Raw genomic sequence first — 17,841 nt, 5'->3', positions numbered from 1 at the left:
TCATTTCATGAGTGCATCCAAGATCATCCGCCTGGGTCTCATCGGCGCCGGCCGCATGGGCAGCTTCCACGGTCAGACCGCCGCCCGGAACATTCCCGGTGCCTGCCTGGCCGCCATCGCCGACCCGACACCCGGCCAGGCCGCGCGCCTCGCCGCAGAGTTGGGTGTACAGCGGGTCTACACCGATCCACAGCAATTGCTCGATGACCCGGAAATCGACGGCGTGTTGATCGCCGCCCCGGCCCGCAGCCATGCCGAATTGGTGATTAGTGCGGCACGGGCCGGCAAAGGGGTGTTTTGTGAAAAACCCATGGCCATTACCCTGGACGAAGCCGACCGCGCCATCGCTGCGGCTGCCGATGCGCGAGTGACGCTGCAGGTCGGCTTCAACCGCCGCTTTGCCAAAAGCTTCCGGGCGGCTCACCTGGACGTGGTCGCCGGACGTATCGGTACGCCGCAATTGCTGCGCTCGCTGACTCGCGATCCGGCCCTGAACAATCCCGCCGCCTCGCCGCAGTGGGTGATTTTCCTCGAAACCCTGATCCATGACTTCGATACCCTGCGCTACCTCAATCCCGGCGCCGAAGCGGTCGAGGTGTTTGTCATGGCCGATGCCCTGATCGCTCCGGACTTCAAGGACAAGGGTTTGCTCGACACCGCCGTGGTCACGATCCGTTTCGACAACGGCGCCATCGCCACCGCCGAGGCGAATTTCCAGGCGGTGTATGGCTACGACGTTCGGGGCGAAGTGTTCGGCAGCGCCGGCATGCTGAGCATGGGCAGCGTCAATGACTCTGACCTGGTTCGCTACCTGGCCAATGGCATCCAGGCAGACACCCAGCGTTTGGACACCGACCTGTTGCGTGATGCCTACGTGGCCGAGCTCAATCACTTTGTCGACTGCCTGCGCAGCGGTGAAAAACCACTGGCGAGCGGCGAAGATGCGAAGGCCGCACTGGCCATTGCCCGCGCCTGTATCGAGTCCTTCCAGCAGGGCAAAGCGGTGCGTGTACAAGGAGGCCGTCCATGAGCTTCACTCCGTTCAAACTGGCGATCAGCGCCGAAATGGTGTTCCTCGACCTGCCGTTCACCGAACGGGTCAAACGCATTCATGCACTGGGCTTCAGCGCCGAAATCTGGAGCTGGACGAGCAAAGACATTCCGGCGCTGGTCGCCACCGGCGCGGACTTCACCTCCATGACCGGCTACATCTCGGGCAATTTGACCGACCCCGAGGACATCCGGCACCTGCTCGACAGCGCACGGGAATCGCTGGCCGTTGCCGCCCAATTGAATTGCCCGAGCCTCAACCTGCATGGCACGGGCCTGGGCGATCAAGGTTTGCCAGTCAAACCCGTGGCTCACACCACCGGACGCATGTGGTTGAGCGCCTGCAAGACCCTGGAGAAAATCGCTCGCCTGGGCGAAGACGCCGGCCGGGTGTTCCTGCTGGAAAACCTCAATACCGAGGTGGATCACCCCGGCACGCCGTTCGCTCGCGCCGACGATACCCTGGCGCTGATCGAGGCCGTGGGCAGCCCTCATCTGAAGATGAACCTGGACCTTTACCATGCGCAGATTGGCGAAGGAAACCTGATCGAACTGATCCAGCGCGCCGGCAGCGCCATCGGCGAGATCCAGGTCGCTGACGTCCCTGGACGCATGGAACCGGGCACCGGCGAAATCCATTACCCGGCCATTGCCAAAGCCTTGTTCGGCATGGGATACACCGGTGTCGTCGGGCTTGAGGGCTGGGCCAGCGGCGACAGCGAAGCGGCACTCGAACGTTTCCGGCAAGCGTTCACGCTGGATTGAGGAACCTGCGGCGCGCCCGGATGTTGACTCTACGCGCGCCAGCAACCCTCCCCCCTGATCTTGATGAATGTCGGCTTATAACAACAAAAGGAAAACCATCATGCGTCGCTGCACACTACTTTTTGCCACGCTGCTACTCGTCTTCAGCCAATGGGCCGCCGCCAGCTATCGCATCGGTGTCAGCATTGCCAGGGTCGACGACAACTTCATGACCTATGTGCGCAGCGGCCTGGAGGAAGCCGCCAAAAAGGACAACGTCCAGATCCAGTTCGAGGACGCCCAAGGCGATGTGGTTCGCCAGCTCAATCAGGTCCAGGGCTTTCTCAACCAGAAAGTCGATGCGGTCATCGTCTTGCCCGTGGACACCGCCGCCACCGCCAACATGACCCGCGCCGCCGTCGAAACGCAGACGCCACTGGTCTACGTCAACCGCCACCCGGACGAACGCGTCCTGCCCAAAGGCGTTGTCACCGTGGCGTCGAACGACATTGAGGCCGGGCAACTGCAAATGCGCTACCTGGCTGAAAAACTGGGAGGTAAAGGCACCCTCGCGATCATCATGGGCGACCTCGCGCAAAACTCCACGCACGACCGCACCGAAGGCGTCAAACAGGTGCTCAAGGACTATCCCGGGATCAAGATTGTCGAACAGCAAAGCGCCGAATGGCAGCGCAACAAAGGCATGGACCTGACCAGCAACTGGCTGCTGGCCGGCACGCGTTTTGATGCCATCGTCGCCAACAATGACGAGATGGCCATCGGCGCCGCCATGGCACTGCAGCAGGCCGGCAAAGCCAAGGGTGAAATTGCGATTGTCGGCATCGACGGCCTGCCCGACGGCCTCGCGGCGATCAAGCGCGGGATGCTGGTCGCCTCGGTCTTTCAAGACCCCAAGGCCCAGGCGGCCACCGCGCTGCAAGCGGCCATCAAAATGATCAAGGGTGAGCCGGTCGAGACGGATGTCTGGGTGCCCTTCCAGCTGATCACGCCGGAGCAGGTTGCCGTCTATGAGAAACATTACAAATAGCGCCCAACGCTAACCGTTGACGCCGCTGTCCCGGTCGGGAATCAGCGGCGTTTTTCGTTGAGTGAACAGCGTTGTGCGAAATCGAAAGACCAAGCCGCAGGGCTTGCCACGCCATCACAAAGGAAGCGGCCTATCCTGAACGACCCGTTTCATAACGAGGGTCGAGGTCAACCGCTGTACGTTGGGCAAGGTCGAAAGGCTCTCATCGTATAGCTGCTGGAAGGCTGGCAAATCCTGAGTGATGACGTGCAGCAGGTAGTCCGGCTCCCCGAATAACCTCTGGGCATCGACCACTTGCGGGATCTCGACGAGCGCCGTCTCGAAAGCCTCGACAGCTTGCCTGTCGCCCTCACGAAGCGTGGCAAACACCATCGCTGAAAAATTCAGGCCGAGTGCGCCTGGGTCCAGCTGTGCTCTGTAGCCAAGCAACACACCCGACTCTTCCAGGGCCCGTACTCGCCGATGACAAGGGGAAAGGCTGAGCCCCACTCGCTCAGCGAGTTCAGTGACCGAAAGGCGACCATCCTTTTGCAGCTCAGAAAGAATCTTTCGATCAATTCTGTCCATTTAGAAGAATCTCCCCTTTCAAGTCTTATTAACGATTATTTTTGAAAATTAATTCTAACAACATTTCATTATTCTTCCTCTCACCATTAACACCGCACTCCCTTGACCAAAGATGAGGCGGCCTGTGATTCGCGGAGCGGGACGATGCAGAGAGCGGTGTGTCATCAACGGGAGTGCCTGGCGCCATGACCTTCAGTATTTTTGTTGCTTTCTGGGCGGTGTCGATTCTGTTCATCATCACGCCCGGTGCAGATTGGGCGTACGCGATTTCGGCGGGTTTGAAGGGCCGGGTCGTCCTGCCCGCTGTGGGCGGGCTTTTGTCCGGCCATTTGATTGCAACCGTGATTGTTGCCGCCGGTGTTGGCGCGCTGGTCGCCAACCACCCCGTTGTCTTGACGGTGCTTACGGTTGCCGGGGCGGCTTATCTGTTCTGGTTAGGTATCAACATGCTTGCCCGTCCCTCCACACCCCATGCTGAGGACATCCAGGTGTCGGGCTCCTGGAAGCGCTGGGCGCTCAAGGGGCTTTGCGTCAGCGGGCTGAACCCGAAAGTGTTCCTGCTGTTCCTGGCGCTATTACCACAATTCACCGACGCAACCGCTACCTGGTCTGTCCCAATGCAAATGATTGCGCTGGGGCTCGTCCACACCGTCAGTTGTGGCGTTATCTATCTGCTGGTGGGATTTGGTTCACAAGCCGTTCTCCAGGCACGTCCAGCCGCCGCTCAGTGGGTCAGTCGTTTCTCCGGAGCGGCCATGATCATCATCGCGGTCGTTCTGCTCACCGAGCAGATGTCGGTTTAATCCATTTTTCAGCGAGACAACCATGAGGAGTCGTTTTGAAGAGCCCAAGAGAACGTGCTGCCGAAGGGCTCCAGGTCGGAGACCCCACCAACAGTGCTGCCGGATCCACCAGCTGAAAGCATGGGATCGAGCGGCAAGCAGTTTATGGGTTTATTTCAATACGTGATCGGAGGGGGTATTGCGAAGCGAGAGCCAGAAATGGCCCTCGCTGTTTTTGCAGTCAAATTCAGCGCTTGAGTTTGCGCTTGTTGCGGTATTGGTCGATGACCACCGCGACCACGATGATCAAGCCTTTGATGATGTCCTGGATGTAGGCATCGACCCCGACGAAAGTGAATCCGCTGGCCATCACCCCAAGGATCAGTGCACCGATGACCGTGCCGGTGATGCGCCCCACTCCGCCCGCCAAACTGGTACCACCGATGACCGCTGCGGCAATCGCATCCAGTTCATAGGACATGCCCATCCCGGCCTGGCCGGTGGCGGCACGGGCCGAAGCCACCACGCCCGCCAGACCCGCCAGCAACCCGGCGATGCTGTAGACGATGACCAGATGGCGTTTGACGTTGATCCCGGACGTACGCGCCGCCTGCATGTTGCCGCCGATGGCGTAGGTGTATTTACCGTACTTGGTGTAGCGCAGCGCGATATGGAAGATCACCGCCACCACCAGAAAAATGATCACCGGCATCGCGCCGTGACCGATGGCCGTGTAGGAGTCCGATAGCATGCTCACCGGCTGGCCTTCGGTGTAGTAACGCGCCAGGCCACGGGCCGAGACCATCATGCCCAAGGTGGCAATGAACGGTGGAATCCCGGTAATGGCAATGATGCTGCCGTTGATTGCCCCCGCCAGCAGCCCGACACCGAGCCCGACAATCACTGGAATCCACACCGGCAAGTCAGTCAGCGACGGGAATACCGCACGGGCGAAATCCGAGGTCTGCGCCAGGCTGGCGGCGATCATCGCCGACAACGCCAGCACCGAGCCTGAGGACAGGTCAATGCCGGTGGTGATGATCACCTGGGTCACGCCGATGGCCAGCAGGCCGATGATCGACACTTGCAGGATCATCAGCACCAGGCGCTGGGAGTTCATCAGGAAGCTCTGGTCGCGCACGATCCAGCCGAATACCTCGAACACCAGGCCGATGCCAATCAGCACCAGGAAGATACTCAGTTCAGTCGGAAAGCGCCGGCGACTCTTGACCGGTGCCGTTGCCGGTTTGTTTTCCAGTATCGCGTTCATAACCACTCACCCTTCTATCGCATTGTCGACGCTGGCCGAGCCAGCGCCGGCATCATTAGTGAACCACGGACATGCCCGAGGCCAGTTGCATCACTCGTTCCTGAGTCGCTTCGCTGCGATCGAGGGTGCCCATCAGGTCGCCCTCGTGCATGACCATGACCCGGTCGCTCATGCCGAGCACTTCCGGCAGCTCCGAGGAAATCATGATCACCGCCATGCCTTCGCTGGCGAGGTAGGAGATGAGCCGGTAGATCTCGGCCTTGGCGCCGACATCGATGCCGCGGGTCGGCTCGTCGAGTATCAGGATTCGTGGGTTGGTCATCAGCCAGCGCGCCAGCAAGGCCTTCTGCTGATTACCGCCGGACAGCGTGTCGATGCACTGCTCGAGCGACGGGGTTTTCACCCGCAACTTCTTGCACATGTCTTCGCACAGGGCGCGCAGGGCTTTTTGCTGGATGAAACCGTGGCCGGCGTAGTGCGGCAGCACCGCCATTTCCATGTTCTCCAGCACCGACAGGCACGGGAACAGGCCGCTGAGCTTGCGATCCTCGGTCAACAGGGCGAAGCCCTTCTCGATGGCCATGTGCGGATCGGTAATGCGCACCACTTCACCGTCGAGGCGAATCTCGCCACCGTCGCTCGGGGTGATGCCAAAGATCGCCTCGGCGACGTTGGTCCGCCCCGAGCCCATCAACCCGGCAATGCCGAGGATCTCGCCGGCATGCAGATCGAAGGACACGTCCTTGAAAATGCCATCGAGCTTGAGGTCGCGCACCGACAGCAGCAGATCGCCGATCGGCGTCTCGCGTACCGGGAACAACTGGCTCAGTTCACGCCCGACCATCATCGAAATCAGGCTGTCGCCATCCATGCTGTCGGCCCGCTGCAGGCCGATGTAGGCGCCATCGCGGAACACCGCCACTTCATCGGCGATAGCGAACACTTCGTTCATTTTGTGGGTGATGTAGATGATGCCTTTGCCCTGGCTTTTCAGGTCGGCAATGATCGAAAACAGGTGGGCGACTTCCTTGTCGGTGATGGCCGAGGTCGGTTCGTCCATGATCAGGATGTCGGAATCGTAAGACACCGCCTTGGCGATCTCGACCATCTGCCGTTCGGCGATGCTCAGATTGCCGACATGCTCTTCGGGGTCAAGGTTGATGCGCAGACGCTCCAACAGCTTCGCCGTGCAGCGGTGCATTTCGCGGTGGTCGATCATGTGGAAACCGTTGAGCTGCTCACGGCCGATCCAGATGTTCTCGGCGATGCTCATGTGTGGCATCAGGTTGAGTTCCTGGTGGATCATCGCGATCCCGGCCTGCAGCGCCGCCAGGGGCGTTTCGAAGACCACCGGCTTGCCCCGCAGGCGCAGTTCGCCGGCGTCCGGCTGGTAGATGCCGGCGATGATTTTCATCAAGGTGGATTTGCCCGCGCCGTTTTCGCCCATCAGGGCCAGCACGGAACCGGGGCGTACCCGCAGCTGCACGTCGGACAAGGCCACCACCCCGGGGAAACCCTTGCTGACGTTGACGATCTCCAACAGGTACGGCTCATCGACAGGCGTTACAGTTGGCTGGACACCCATCAATGGGGTGCTCGAAGCAGTCGCTGAAGCGAACATGATCAGGTACTCCATCAGCAAGGTCGCGGTCGCCACCTTGCGTGTTTATTGTTGTTATTGAACGGACGGACTATTTGAACTGGTCAACGTTTTGTAGCGTGATCAAGCGATACGGCACCCACACGGCCGGCTCTACCGGCTCGTTCTTGGCCATTTTCACTGCCGTCTCGATCGAACCGTCTGCCTGACCCTTGGCGTCCTGGAACACCGAGACGACCAGAGAGCCCTTCTTCACTGCGTTCAAACCGTCAGGCGTACCGTCGACACCGGCGATCAGGATGCTGCCCTTTTCCACTCCGGCCTGTTGCAGGGCCATCGCGGCGCCAATGGCCATCTCGTCGTTGTTGGAGACGACCGCGTCGAACTTGCGGCCCTGGGTCAGCCAGTCGTTGACCAGGGTCATGCCCTTGTCCCGCAACCAGATGCCGGTTTGCTCTTGCTCGATCTTGATGTTCGGGTACTTGGCCAGCACCTCTTTGACGCCCTTGGTACGGTTGGTGGTGGAGTTGTTCGCCAGGTCGCCCAGCAGAATCACGATGTCACCCTTGCCGCCCATTTTGTCGGCCAGGTATTGCATCTGCATCTGACCGGCCTCCAGGTCGTTGGAGGCGACAGTGACCACGCCTTTGGGCAGGTTCAGGTCATCGGGACGGCGGTTGACGTACACCAGCGGAATGCCGGCCTTCACCGCAGCTTCAGTGATTTTTTTGGTCGCGGCGGTATCCACCGGGTTGACCACGATGGCGTCGACCTTCTGACTGATGAAGCTTTCTACCTGGCTCAACTGCCGGACCACGTCGCTGCGCGCGTCTTCGAACTGCAGCTTGACGCCATCGGGATAGGATTTGGCTTTTGTGTCCATGGATTCGCGCAGGTAGGTCAGCCAGGTGTCATCGAACTGCGACATGCTGACGCCGATCTTCATGTCAGCGAGTGCAGCGCCGCTGGCGAACATCAGGGACAAGGCGAGTGAGGCGAAACGGATCTTGGTCTTCATGAAAAGTCTTTCTCCACATTCTTGTTGGTTTTATGGATAAGGCGTGACGATTTCAGTAAGCGGACAAGCGGGAAAAGAGTTGGAACCGGGTGCGAGGCAGCTCGCTGGAAATGACTTTATTGGAAAATATTTTCCATATCAACTCATTTTAGAATTTTATTCTAATTTTGTTCCATGACTTTCGAAGGCGCTCAATTGCACTACTTGATGGCGCTCGAAACTCAGCCGCGCAGCGTCTAACACGCGGGTGGTCGCCAATGCATCACGGGCCTCCACAGGCAGTGGGCCACCGCTCTGCACTGCGCCTTGCAGCTGTAAATAGAACTGATTCCAGCAACCACGCTCGGAGGGAACTCTTTCGCGCACTTCGCCCTGTTCGAACCAGCCCCAGCGGCGATGCTCTTCCACGCCCCAGCGTTCACCTTCGGATTTCGGTGTCAGCCCGGCGAGCGCCGATGCCTCCTGCCCGTCCAGGCCGTCGACGCTGTAACAGCCTTGAGTGCCGGTCACGCGAAAGCGCGGGCCGGGGGTGTTTTGCAGACAACTGCCGCCCAGGTGCGAGGTCACACCGCTAGCGTGGGTCAGGGACATAAAGAAGCCGTTATCGAACGTCTGGTCTTTCTCCAGATAATCCAGCTCGGCGTAGACCCGTGTCACCGGACCGAACAGCAGCAGCGCCTGATCCACCAGATGGCTGCCAAGATCGCGCAGGAAACCACCGCCACTGCCGTTGTTCACCGACTGTGGCGAATAGCGTTCGATCCGCGATTCGAAACGGGTGACCTGGCCCAGCGCACCGGACTCGATGAGTTTGCGCACAGTGAGAAAGTCCGAGTCCCAGCGCCGGTTCTGGTAGACGCTCAGTTGCACGCCCTGACGCTCGGCCATGGTGATCAGGGTTTGCGCCTGTTGCGCGTCAGCGGCGAACGGCTTGTCGCTGACCACCGCCACATTGTGTTCGATGGCGTCGAGCACCAGCGCCGGGCGACCTTTGAGCGGTGTGGACACCACCAGCACATCGACCCCGATTTCGACCAGTTGGCCGATGCTGTCGAAGGCCGGCACGCCGGGGTGTTCTGCCGCCAGCAACTGGCGCCGCTCCGTTGAACGGGTAACCACACCGACGAAGGTTGCACCCGGCAAACTGCTGATCAGTGGAGCATGGAAAAACCGGCCGCCATGGCCGTATCCGACAAGTCCGATGCGCATGAAAATATTCTCCTTATAGAACGCGACCTCTGTGGGAGCGGGCTTGCTCGCGAAAGCGGTGGCACATTCAACATTGAAGTCGACTGACACACCGCCTTCGTCGGATCGCCGCCCGGAGCAAGCCCGCTCCCACAGGTTTTGTGTGTACCACTTAGCGGCAGAGTTCGCGGGTCACGCGCTCGAGCATCATCCGGTTGGACTCATCCGGCCGGTCCTCCCAGGCGAACACCGAGACGGTGGCAATGCCATCGAACTTGATCTCGCGCAAGGTGCCGAAGAACGCGTCCCAATCGACCTCGCCCTGGCCGATGTCCAGATGCTGGTGCACGGTGGCGGTGACGCCCGGCGGGTTGACGATGTAGCGCAAGCCCGAGGAAGCCTTGTGGTTGTAGGTGTCGGCGATGATCAGGTGCGTCAGTTTCGACCCGGCGTACTTGAGCATCGAGGCGATATCACCGACGCCATTGTCATAGAAAAACGTGTGCGGCGCAGCGTATAGGTAGTTGATCCAGTCGCGGTCCAGACCACGAATGATGTCCACCGACTCGTTATTGCGCTCGCAGAAATCATACGGGTGAGCCTGGATATCGAGCTTGATGCCTTCGCGTTCGAACTCCGGGATCAGCTCATCCATGGAGAGCATGAACTGGTTCTCGCACACCAGCGGGTTGTCCGACTGGCCAGTGAACTCGGTGTTGACCAGTTCGCAGTCCATCTCAACGGCAATCTGAATCGCGCGCTTCCAGTTGCGCACCGCGGCCACGCGCAAACCTTCGTCGGCAGCGGCCCAGTGGTACATCGGTAATAAAGAAGAGAGTTTGACCCCGGTGTCGCTCAGGGCTTTGCGAAATTCCTTGATCCGCGCCTTGTCGACCCGTGGGGCTTTGTAGAACGGCAGGAAATCTTCCCGGGGCGACAGCTCGATGTGTTCGTAGCCGAGCTCGGCGACCTTGTCGACCATCTTGCCCAGGGGCAGGTTGCGGTACATGTAGGGGTCTAGTGCGATGCGCATGTTCTTATTCTCCTGACCAAGACCTCAGCCTTGACACAACCCCCTGTGGGAGCGGGCTTGCTCGCGAAAGCGGTGTGTCAGACGACATCAATGTTGACTGTTCTGACGCCTTCGCGAGCAAGCCCGCTCCCACATTGGATCGGGGGTTAGCCGTAGAAGTGTGGGCGGTCAGGGAGAGCAACTTTGACGATCTGGCCGCTGTTCTGCGCCTCGATGCACGCATCGGCCGCCACCGCCGCTGCGAAGCCATCCCACGCCGAAGGACCGCCAACCTGCCCGGCGCGCACACCATCGATGAACGCCTGCAACTCGACGTCATACGCGGCGATGAACCGGTCCTTCCAGTCCATCAGAATCGCATTGGACAGCTTCGCGCCACTGCGCAACTGCACCTGGGACGGTTCCGGCAGTTTGGCGATGCCGGTCTCCCCCACCACTTCGCACTGGATGTCGTAGCCATACTGGCAATTGACGAACACCTCCACATCGATGCGCGTGCCCTTGGCGGTTTCCAGCAGCACGATCTGCGGGTCTTTCAAATGGGCGTGGGCCTTGCTGGTCTTGCGCGGGAACACCACCTGTACCGACACGTAGTCGTCATCGAGCAACCAGCGCAGCACATCCAGCTCATGGATCAGGGTGTCGGTGATCGCCATGTCGGTCTTGTAGTTCTCGCCCACGGTCGGGTTGCGGTGAGCGCAATGCAGCATCAACGGCTCGCCGATCTGGCCGCTGTCGATCACTGATTTCAGCGCCCGATACCCCTCGTCGTACGGACGCATGAAACCGACCTGTACCAGCCGCTTGCCGTGAGCCACTTCGGCCTCGACGATCTTGCGGCAGCCTTCGGCAGTGACCGCCAGCGGTTTCTCGCAGAACACCGGCTTACCGGCGGCAATCGCTGCCAGCACGAACTCTTCGTGGCTCGGCCCCCAGGAGGTAACGAGGATCGCCTCGACTTCCGGCGCCTTGATCAGCGCATGGCCGTCGGGATAGACCTCGGCGGTCAGCTTGAGATCGGAAACGACCTTGGCCGCTTGCTGCAAATTGATGTCGGTCACCGCCACGACCTGGCTGTTGAGCAAGGCCTGGCTGCAACGACGGATGTGGTCCTGGCCGATGGCCCCGGTGCCGATGACGCCAATGCGCAGTGAGCTAGAGAGCAATGACATGAAGATTCTCCTGTGAAAATTTGTTGTTGGTTTCAGGGGCAATCAGTATTGACGGGCCTTGGCCAGTCGTTCGTTCAGGGTCTTGGCCACCGCATCGGTACGGGTACTGGTGGAAACCTGCGCCACACCGACCCGCCACCACGACAGGTATTTGTGAATCATGGTCTTGGGCAAAACCTTGATATCGATCAGCGTCGAAACCGTCTGCAAGCGCGCATCCGCCAGTGCAGCCTTCAGCTCTTCAACGGTGTTCACTTTGTAAGTCTTGCAGCCATAGGCCGCCGCGCTCATGGCGAAATCCACCGGCACAAAGCCGCCATCGAGCTTGCCGGTTTGCGGGTTGCGGAAGCGGAACTCGGTGCCGAAGCTGTCCATGCCGTGCTCCATCTGCAGGTTGTTGATGCAGCCAAAAGTCATGTTGTCCAGCAGCACCACGTTGATCTTGCGCCGCTCCTGAATCGAGGTCGCCAGTTCCGAGTGCAGCATCATGTAGGAGCCGTCGCCCACCAGCGCATAGACCTCACGATCCGGCTCGGCGAGTTTCACGCCCAACGCAGCGTTGACCTCGTAACCCATGCAGGAATAGCCGTACTCGACGTGGTAGGTGTTCACGCCCTTGCTGCGCCAGCTGCGCTGCAAGTCGCCAGGCAAGCTGCCGGCGGCGGCGACGATCACTGCGTCGTCCGCGAGGGTTTCATTGAGCACCCCGAGCACGCGGCTCTGGGTCAGGCAGGAGCCGGTCAGCTCGATGAATTCGCGCAGCACCGCCGGGTCCATGTGGTCGTTGATTTCCGGGACGAAGTCCTTGGCCTGGTATTCCACCTGATAGATGCGATCGACTTCCTCATCCAGTTGCGCCTTGGCCTGACGGGGTTGATCGCCCCAGCTCGAGCGATAATCACCCAGCGCTTCGGCCAGCGCCGACAAACCGGCTCTGGCGTCCGCCAGCAATTGCACGCCGTCGAGTTTCAGGGCATCGCAGGGGCTGATATTGAGGTTGAGAAATTGCACCTGCGGGTGCTGAAACAAGGACTTCGACGCGGTGGTGAAGTCGCTGTAACGGGTGCCAATGCCAATGATCAGATCAGCGTCCCTGGCCAGCAGGTTCGCCGCCAGGCAACCGGTTTCGCCGATCCCGCCGACGTTCAGCGGATGGCTGGACACCACCGCGCTCTTGCCGGCCTGGGTTTCGGCGAAGGGAATGTCGAAGCGCTCGGCAAACGCCTGCAATGCGGCGTTGGCACCGGAATAACGAACCCCGCCACCGCAAATGATCAGCGGTTTGCGCTTGCCTTTGAATAACGCCAGTGCATCACCGAGCATGGCTTCGGTAGCCGGACGACGCTCGATGCGGTGCACGCGTTTTTGCAGGAAATAATCGGGATAGTCGTAGGCCTCGGCCTGCACGTCTTGCGGCAAGGCCAGGGTCACGGCGCCGGTTTCCGCAGGGTCGGTGAGCACCCGCATGGCGTGGATCGCCGCCGTCATCAGTTGCTCGGGACGGTTGATGCGGTCCCAGTATTTACTGACAGCCTTGAATGCATCGTTGGTGCTGATGCTCAGGTCGTGGAACTGCTCGATCTGTTGCAACACCGGGTCGGGCTGGCGGCAGGCATACACATCACCGGGCAACAGCAGCAAGGGAATACGGTTGGCCGTCGCCGTGGCGGCAGCGGTCAGCATGTTCGCCGCGCCAGGCCCCACCGACGAAGTGCAGGCGTAGATCTTGCGTCGCAGGTGCTGCTTGGCGAACCCGATGGCGGCATGGGCCATGCCTTGCTCATTGCGGCCCTGATGAACGACCAGGTCGCCGCTGTCCTGCTCCAGAGCCTGGCCCAGGCCCAGCACGTTGCCGTGGCCGAAGATGGTAAAGATCCCGGCGACGAATTTACTCTGGACCCCATCGACCTCGATGTACTGGTTATCGAGGAATTTCACCAGGGCCTGGGCCATGGTCAGTCTTGTTGTGGTCATGCTTGCACCTTTTAGTGAATGCAATCCGATCCCTGTGGGAGCGGGCTTGCTCCGGGCGGCGATCCGACGAAAGCGGTGTGTCAGGCGACATAAATACTGAATGTGCCGCCGCTTTCGCGAGCAAGCCCGCTCCCACATTGGATCTCCATCAGGCTGACGAACGATGTCAGGCCAGGGATTTCTGCAGGTGATCCATACTCGCGCCGATCGCCCGTTCGATATCCGCCAGCCCATGCACGCTGTCGGCGAACGGCTCGAACGACAGGTAGCCGCTGTAGCCGGTCGCGAGCAAGGTGTCGATCTGCGCCGCATTGCCGAGAATGTCGCCCTCGCCCACCAGCACCCGGTGACCATCGCGAATGGTCGCCAGCGGGGCCCCGGCATCCTCGACCCCAGAGATGTGCACCAGCCCGGTCAACTCGGGGAAAAATTCATGCTCACTGGCCAGGTGATGGTGGAAGGTGTCATGCACCAGACGGAACACATCCAGCCCGCCGATGGCCTTGATCGCGTCCACCGCCGTGCGTTTACGGCGCAGCGAGCACTCTTCGAAACCCAGCGGTTCGATAAACCCGAGAATCCCGTGATCGCGCAGGATCGGCGCCAGCTGACTCAACGCCGTGCGCAGGCCTGAAGCGCGCTCGGCTTCGGTACGCGGGTCGGCACGGTCGTTCAACGGGCACATGACCAGCCCTTGCGCGCCGCAGTCCCGGGCATAGGCAGCGAGTTTCGAGGCCTGCTCCCGGCGCTCGTCGTTCCACACATCAAACGGATACAGCGCGTTGATCGAGAGCACGGTGATGCCTTTGGCCGCGCACAGCTCACGCACACGCTCGGGCGCGGTGCCGTCTTCGATTTCGACACCTTTGAGGTCGTTGCGGATCTCGATGGCGTCGGCCTTGAGTGTCACCGCCAACTCGATGAACGCAGGCAGGGACAAACGTGGGGCGACCATACGGTTCAGGGCGAAACGCAGGGGTTTGCTCATTATTGTTGTTCTCCGCACAAGTGAATTATTTGGCTGTCGGCATACTGAATTCAGGGCCCTTGGCGATGCTGTCGGGCCAGCGTTGCATCACGCTTTTGTAGCGACTGTAGAAGCGCATGCCTTCTTCGCCGTAGGCATGGTGGTCGCCGAACAGCGAGCGTTTCCAGCCACCGAATGAGTGCCAGGCCATGGGCACCGGAATCGGCACGTTGATGCCGACCATGCCGACCTTGATGGTGCGGGCGAAGGCTCGGGCAATGCCGCCGTCGCTGGTGAAGCAGGACACACCGTTGCCGAATTCGTGGGCGTTGATCAGCTCCACCGCGCTGGCGAAGTCCGGCACACGCACGATGCCCAGCACCGGACCGAAGATTTCCTGTCGGTAGATGCTCATCTCGGTCGTGACCTTGTCGAACAGCGTCGCGCCAACGAAGAAACCATTCTCGGCGCCCGGCACCTTGAAATGACGACCATCGACAATCAGCTGCGCACCTTGAGCCACACCCTGGTCAATGAAGCCTTCGACCTTGGCCTTGTGCTCGGCCGTCACCAACGGCCCCATGTCGCTGTCGCTCTGCATGCCGTTGCCGACCTTCAGTTGATCGATGCGCGGCAGCAACTTGGCGATCAAGCGGTCGCCGACATCACCCACCGCCACGGCAATCGAAATCGCCATGCAGCGTTCACCGGCCGAGCCGTACGCCGCGCCGATCAAGGCATCCGCCGCTTGATCCAGATCCGCATCGGGCATGACGATCATGTGGTTCTTCGCCCCGCCCAGGGCCTGCACGCGCTTGCCCCGGGAGGTGGCTTGCTGATGGATGTACTCGGCAATCGGCGTCGAGCCGACAAAGGAAATCGCTTCGATGTCCGGGTGTTGCAGCAGCGCATCGACCGCAGCCTTGTCGCCCTGCACCACGTTGAACACTCCATCTGGCAACCCGGCTTCGGTGAGCAAACGGGCCATCAGCAAACTGGCGGACGGATCGCGTTCGGACGGCTTGAGGATGAAGCAGTTACCGGTGACCAGCGCCAGCGGGATCATCCACAGCGGCACCATCACCGGGAAGTTGAACGGCGTAACCCCGGCACAAACACCCAGCGGCTGGCGCAGGTTCCAGTTGTCGATGCCGCCGCCGATGTTGTCGCTGAATTCGGTTTTCAACAGGTTCGGCGCACCGCAGGCGTATTCGACGATTTCGATGCCACGGGTGACTTCGCCCTTGGCGTCGGAAAACACCTTGCCGTGTTCGCGGCTGATGATTTCTGCCAGTTCATCGTGATGGCGGTCGAGCAATTCCTTGAACTTGAACATCACCCGCGAACGGCGCAGGGACGATTGCTCGGACCAGGCTGGAAAGGCTTTCAGGGCCGATGCTACAGCCTCGTCCACGGTGTTCTCGCTGGCCAGCCCGACCCGTGCCTGCACGCTGCCGGTGGCCGGGTTGAAGACATTGCTGAACCGCTCACTGCCGGTGTCTTGCACCTGACCGTCTATGTAATGGCCAATTACCGGGGCGTCGCTCATCGTTATTGTTCTCCGTGCAGATAGTGGAATTCAGACGTTGGAATTCAGAGATCCAGCAGCCAGCTGTGCTGCGGATCGTTATGGAACTGCCAGACGCGTTTCGGGCCGGCCATCACGTTCAGGTAATACGACTCGTAGCCGTACGGCACACTGACCGGGTGATAACCCTTGGGCACGACCACCAGGTCGCTGTTTTCCACAGCCATGGCCTGATCGATGCTGCGATCGTCGGTGTACACCCGCTGGAACACGAAGCCCTGGGGCGGGTTGATCTGGTGGTAATAGGTTTCTTCGAGAAAGCTCTGGTGCGGCAGGTCGTCGGTGTCGTGCTTGTGCGGTGGATAGCTCGAGGAGTGTCCGGACGGTGTGCGCACTTCGACCACCAGCAGTGAATGGGCGGGCTCGGTGTCCGGCAGGATGTCACAGACGTAACGGGTGTTGGCGCCCTTGCCCCGCACGCTGCGCTTCATCGTGTCGGGTTTGATCAAACGTGGGCCGAGGGTTTCGCTGGTCGAACCAGGTGCAGCGCACACGGCGATTTGCACATCACTCAGGGCGACCACCTGGGCTTGACTGCCGGGCGGCAAGTACGCGGCGAACGGAGACTTGTCTTCGAACACCGACTGCCGATCGCCAATGTTGTCCCAGTCGAACGCGCCCTGCCCCGGCGCTTCGCCCTTGATGCTGACCCGACCACTGAGCAGCACCAGGCACAGTTCTTTATCACCCGCAGAGACCGGCAGTGTTTCGCCCAGGCTCAAGCGGTAGGCGGCGAAGCCAACGTATTCCAGCTCACCGTTACCCAACTCGACCATGGTGCGGCCGCGGGCGTTGCTTTTGACCAGCAGGCTCATGACGCGATCCTCTCGTCGAGCAACGCACGCAAGGTGTCGTAGCCTTTTTTCGCGTAGACATAACTTGGCGCCACCGCCGGGTCCTGCTCGGCTTCGACCACCAGCCAGCCGTGGTAATCGGCGGCCAGCAGCACGTCGAGCAATGAGCCGAAGTCGATATCACCATCGCCGGGCACGGTGAAGGTGCCGTTGATGATGCAGTCCGGGAAGCTCCACAGGTTGTTGCGCGCCAGGTGCACCACCGGTTTGCGCACGTCCTTGAAGTGCACGTGGCAGATGCGTTCGATGTGTTTGCGCAGCACCTGCAAGGGTTCGCCGCCGCCCATGTAGCAATGGCCCGAATCGAACAGCAGGCCGACTTCGCTGCCGGTCAGGGCCATCAACTTGTCGATGTCCGCCGGGGATTCGACGTAGGCGCCCATGTGGTGGTGATAGGCCAGGCGCACACCCTGGGACAGGGTGAAGCGCGCCAGTTCGGTGAGCTTGTCGGCGTACTCCTGCCAGGCCTGTTCGGTGTGCAAGCGCGGGCGTTCGACCAGAGGAATGCGCTGGCCCTGGATGGAGTCCGCGACCTCGCCATAGACCAGCACCTTGGCGCCGTTCTTCGCCAGCAGCTCGACATGGCTGCCGATGGCGTCGATTTCCTCGGCCACGGAACGCCGTGCCAGACGGCTGGAATACCAGCCGGACACCAACGCCAGGTCATAGGGCCGCAGCACGTCGCCGACGCCTTTGGCGTCCTTGGGGAATTTGCCGTTGAGTTCAAAACCTTCGTAACCGATTTCCTTGCCTTCGCCGAGGGCGGTGCTCAATGGCGTCTCGCCACCGAGGGACGGCAGGTCGTCGTTGCTCCAGGAGATCGGGTTGATGCCAATTCGGATAGCGGGCATGGCTGCACCTTTTATTGTTTTACACACATCAGTAAGAACGACACGGAACCCTGTGGGAGCGGGCTTGCTCGCGAAAGCGGTGTGTCAGGCGACATCAACGTTGACTGTCAGGCCCCCTTCGCGAGCAAGCCCGCT

General features: G+C 60.6%; 16 protein-coding genes. 4 read left to right on the top strand and 12 right to left on the bottom strand.

From position 1 onward, the window contains the following. Positions 1 to 7 precede the first annotated feature (7 nt). From KGB28_RS26860 to KGB28_RS26850, 3 genes are all read left to right on the top strand, one after another. The gene (locus KGB28_RS26860; RefSeq protein ID WP_223448566.1) at positions 8 to 1,030 is read left to right on the top strand and encodes a Gfo/Idh/MocA family oxidoreductase; all 1,023 of its coding nucleotides are present in this window, start codon (positions 8 to 10) and stop codon (positions 1,028 to 1,030) included. Next, on the top strand, positions 1,027 to 1,815 hold the full coding sequence (locus KGB28_RS26855; protein ID WP_223448565.1) for a TIM barrel protein: 789 nt from the start codon (positions 1,027 to 1,029) through the stop codon (positions 1,813 to 1,815). Before KGB28_RS26860 ends, KGB28_RS26855 begins: the two co-directional genes overlap by 4 nt. Before the next feature lie 100 nt (positions 1,816 to 1,915). Next, positions 1,916 to 2,842, top strand: coding sequence for a sugar ABC transporter substrate-binding protein (locus KGB28_RS26850; protein ID WP_223448564.1), 927 nt, complete (start codon positions 1,916 to 1,918; stop codon positions 2,840 to 2,842). A 114-nt stretch (positions 2,843 to 2,956) separates the two neighbouring features. Here the strand turns inward: KGB28_RS26850 and KGB28_RS26845 are convergent, their stop codons facing one another. Next, the gene (locus KGB28_RS26845; RefSeq protein WP_151213024.1) at positions 2,957 to 3,409 is read right to left on the bottom strand and encodes an Lrp/AsnC family transcriptional regulator; all 453 of its coding nucleotides are present in this window, start codon (positions 3,407 to 3,409) and stop codon (positions 2,957 to 2,959) included. 185 nt (positions 3,410 to 3,594) lie between these two features. Between KGB28_RS26845 and KGB28_RS26840 the strand changes: the two genes are divergently transcribed. Then, the gene (locus KGB28_RS26840) at positions 3,595 to 4,212 is read left to right on the top strand and encodes a LysE family translocator (RefSeq protein WP_223448563.1); all 618 of its coding nucleotides are present in this window, start codon (positions 3,595 to 3,597) and stop codon (positions 4,210 to 4,212) included. 226 nt (positions 4,213 to 4,438) lie between these two features. Here the strand turns inward: KGB28_RS26840 and KGB28_RS26835 are convergent, their stop codons facing one another. The 11 genes from KGB28_RS26835 to iolE all read right to left on the bottom strand — a co-directional run bounded on the left by KGB28_RS26835 (position 4,439) and on the right by iolE (position 17,706). Continuing rightward, complete coding sequence (locus tag KGB28_RS26835; protein ID WP_007986627.1) at positions 4,439 to 5,461, bottom strand: ABC transporter permease; 1,023 nt, start codon at positions 5,459 to 5,461, stop codon at positions 4,439 to 4,441. 55 nt (positions 5,462 to 5,516) lie between these two features. Beyond that, positions 5,517 to 7,082, bottom strand: a complete 1,566-nt coding sequence (locus KGB28_RS26830; RefSeq protein ID WP_223448562.1) for a sugar ABC transporter ATP-binding protein — start codon at positions 7,080 to 7,082, stop codon at positions 5,517 to 5,519. 70 nt (positions 7,083 to 7,152) lie between these two features. Then, complete coding sequence (locus KGB28_RS26825; RefSeq protein WP_223448561.1) at positions 7,153 to 8,079, bottom strand: sugar ABC transporter substrate-binding protein; 927 nt, start codon at positions 8,077 to 8,079, stop codon at positions 7,153 to 7,155. A gap of 156 nt (positions 8,080 to 8,235) precedes the next feature. Further along, complete coding sequence (locus KGB28_RS26820) at positions 8,236 to 9,288, bottom strand: Gfo/Idh/MocA family protein (RefSeq protein WP_223448560.1); 1,053 nt, start codon at positions 9,286 to 9,288, stop codon at positions 8,236 to 8,238. A 151-nt stretch (positions 9,289 to 9,439) separates the two neighbouring features. After that, entirely contained in the window at positions 9,440 to 10,300 is an 861-nt protein-coding gene (locus tag KGB28_RS26815) for a sugar phosphate isomerase/epimerase family protein (RefSeq protein ID WP_223448559.1), read from the bottom strand. Between the two features lie 146 nt (positions 10,301 to 10,446). Beyond that, positions 10,447 to 11,472, bottom strand: coding sequence for a Gfo/Idh/MocA family protein (locus KGB28_RS26810; RefSeq protein ID WP_223448558.1), 1,026 nt, complete (start codon positions 11,470 to 11,472; stop codon positions 10,447 to 10,449). Between the two features lie 42 nt (positions 11,473 to 11,514). Beyond that, positions 11,515 to 13,446, bottom strand: coding sequence for a 3D-(3,5/4)-trihydroxycyclohexane-1,2-dione acylhydrolase (decyclizing) (gene iolD, locus KGB28_RS26805; protein WP_223448557.1), 1,932 nt, complete (start codon positions 13,444 to 13,446; stop codon positions 11,515 to 11,517). Between the two features lie 166 nt (positions 13,447 to 13,612). Next, the gene (locus tag KGB28_RS26800) at positions 13,613 to 14,434 is read right to left on the bottom strand and encodes a TIM barrel protein (protein WP_223448556.1); all 822 of its coding nucleotides are present in this window, start codon (positions 14,432 to 14,434) and stop codon (positions 13,613 to 13,615) included. Positions 14,435 to 14,459: 25 nt separating this feature from the next. Then, complete coding sequence (locus tag KGB28_RS26795; protein WP_223448555.1) at positions 14,460 to 15,962, bottom strand: CoA-acylating methylmalonate-semialdehyde dehydrogenase; 1,503 nt, start codon at positions 15,960 to 15,962, stop codon at positions 14,460 to 14,462. A 44-nt stretch (positions 15,963 to 16,006) separates the two neighbouring features. Next, the gene (iolB, locus tag KGB28_RS26790; protein WP_223448554.1) at positions 16,007 to 16,816 is read right to left on the bottom strand and encodes a 5-deoxy-glucuronate isomerase; all 810 of its coding nucleotides are present in this window, start codon (positions 16,814 to 16,816) and stop codon (positions 16,007 to 16,009) included. Next, positions 16,813 to 17,706 carry a myo-inosose-2 dehydratase gene (gene iolE, locus KGB28_RS26785; RefSeq protein ID WP_223448553.1) on the bottom strand — a complete coding sequence of 298 codons (894 nt, stop codon included), beginning with the start codon at positions 17,704 to 17,706 and terminating at the stop codon, positions 16,813 to 16,815. Before iolE ends, iolB begins: the two co-directional genes overlap by 4 nt. Positions 17,707 to 17,841 lie beyond the last annotated feature (135 nt).

Source organism: Pseudomonas sp. BF-R-19, from assembly GCF_019956445.1.
Lineage (GTDB): Bacteria > Pseudomonadota > Gammaproteobacteria > Pseudomonadales > Pseudomonadaceae > Aquipseudomonas > Aquipseudomonas fluorescens_BH.
Note: the sequence above shows the minus strand (reverse complement) of the source record. Positions and strands in the feature narration are given on the sequence as shown.

What these genes read in the sequence shown, in the direction of transcription:
- KGB28_RS26860 (WP_223448566.1), top strand. Translation starts at nt 8, where the DNA reads ATGAGTGCATCCAAGATCATCCGCCTGGGTCTCATCGGCGCCGGCCGC.
- KGB28_RS26855 (WP_223448565.1), top strand. Translation starts at nt 1,027, where the DNA reads ATGAGCTTCACTCCGTTCAAACTGGCGATCAGCGCCGAAATGGTGTTC.
- KGB28_RS26850 (WP_223448564.1), top strand. Translation starts at nt 1,916, where the DNA reads ATGCGTCGCTGCACACTACTTTTTGCCACGCTGCTACTCGTCTTCAGC.
- KGB28_RS26845 (WP_151213024.1), bottom strand. Translation starts at nt 3,409, where the DNA reads ATGGACAGAATTGATCGAAAGATTCTTTCTGAGCTGCAAAAGGATGGT.
- KGB28_RS26840 (WP_223448563.1), top strand. Translation starts at nt 3,595, where the DNA reads ATGACCTTCAGTATTTTTGTTGCTTTCTGGGCGGTGTCGATTCTGTTC.
- KGB28_RS26835 (WP_007986627.1), bottom strand. Translation starts at nt 5,461, where the DNA reads ATGAACGCGATACTGGAAAACAAACCGGCAACGGCACCGGTCAAGAGT.
- KGB28_RS26830 (WP_223448562.1), bottom strand. Translation starts at nt 7,082, where the DNA reads ATGTTCGCTTCAGCGACTGCTTCGAGCACCCCATTGATGGGTGTCCAG.
- KGB28_RS26825 (WP_223448561.1), bottom strand. Translation starts at nt 8,079, where the DNA reads ATGAAGACCAAGATCCGTTTCGCCTCACTCGCCTTGTCCCTGATGTTC.
- KGB28_RS26820 (WP_223448560.1), bottom strand. Translation starts at nt 9,288, where the DNA reads ATGCGCATCGGACTTGTCGGATACGGCCATGGCGGCCGGTTTTTCCAT.
- KGB28_RS26815 (WP_223448559.1), bottom strand. Translation starts at nt 10,300, where the DNA reads ATGCGCATCGCACTAGACCCCTACATGTACCGCAACCTGCCCCTGGGC.
- KGB28_RS26810 (WP_223448558.1), bottom strand. Translation starts at nt 11,472, where the DNA reads ATGTCATTGCTCTCTAGCTCACTGCGCATTGGCGTCATCGGCACCGGG.
- iolD (WP_223448557.1), bottom strand. Translation starts at nt 13,446, where the DNA reads ATGACCACAACAAGACTGACCATGGCCCAGGCCCTGGTGAAATTCCTC.
- KGB28_RS26800 (WP_223448556.1), bottom strand. Translation starts at nt 14,434, where the DNA reads ATGAGCAAACCCCTGCGTTTCGCCCTGAACCGTATGGTCGCCCCACGT.
- KGB28_RS26795 (WP_223448555.1), bottom strand. Translation starts at nt 15,962, where the DNA reads ATGAGCGACGCCCCGGTAATTGGCCATTACATAGACGGTCAGGTGCAA.
- iolB (WP_223448554.1), bottom strand. Translation starts at nt 16,816, where the DNA reads ATGAGCCTGCTGGTCAAAAGCAACGCCCGCGGCCGCACCATGGTCGAG.
- iolE (WP_223448553.1), bottom strand. Translation starts at nt 17,706, where the DNA reads ATGCCCGCTATCCGAATTGGCATCAACCCGATCTCCTGGAGCAACGAC.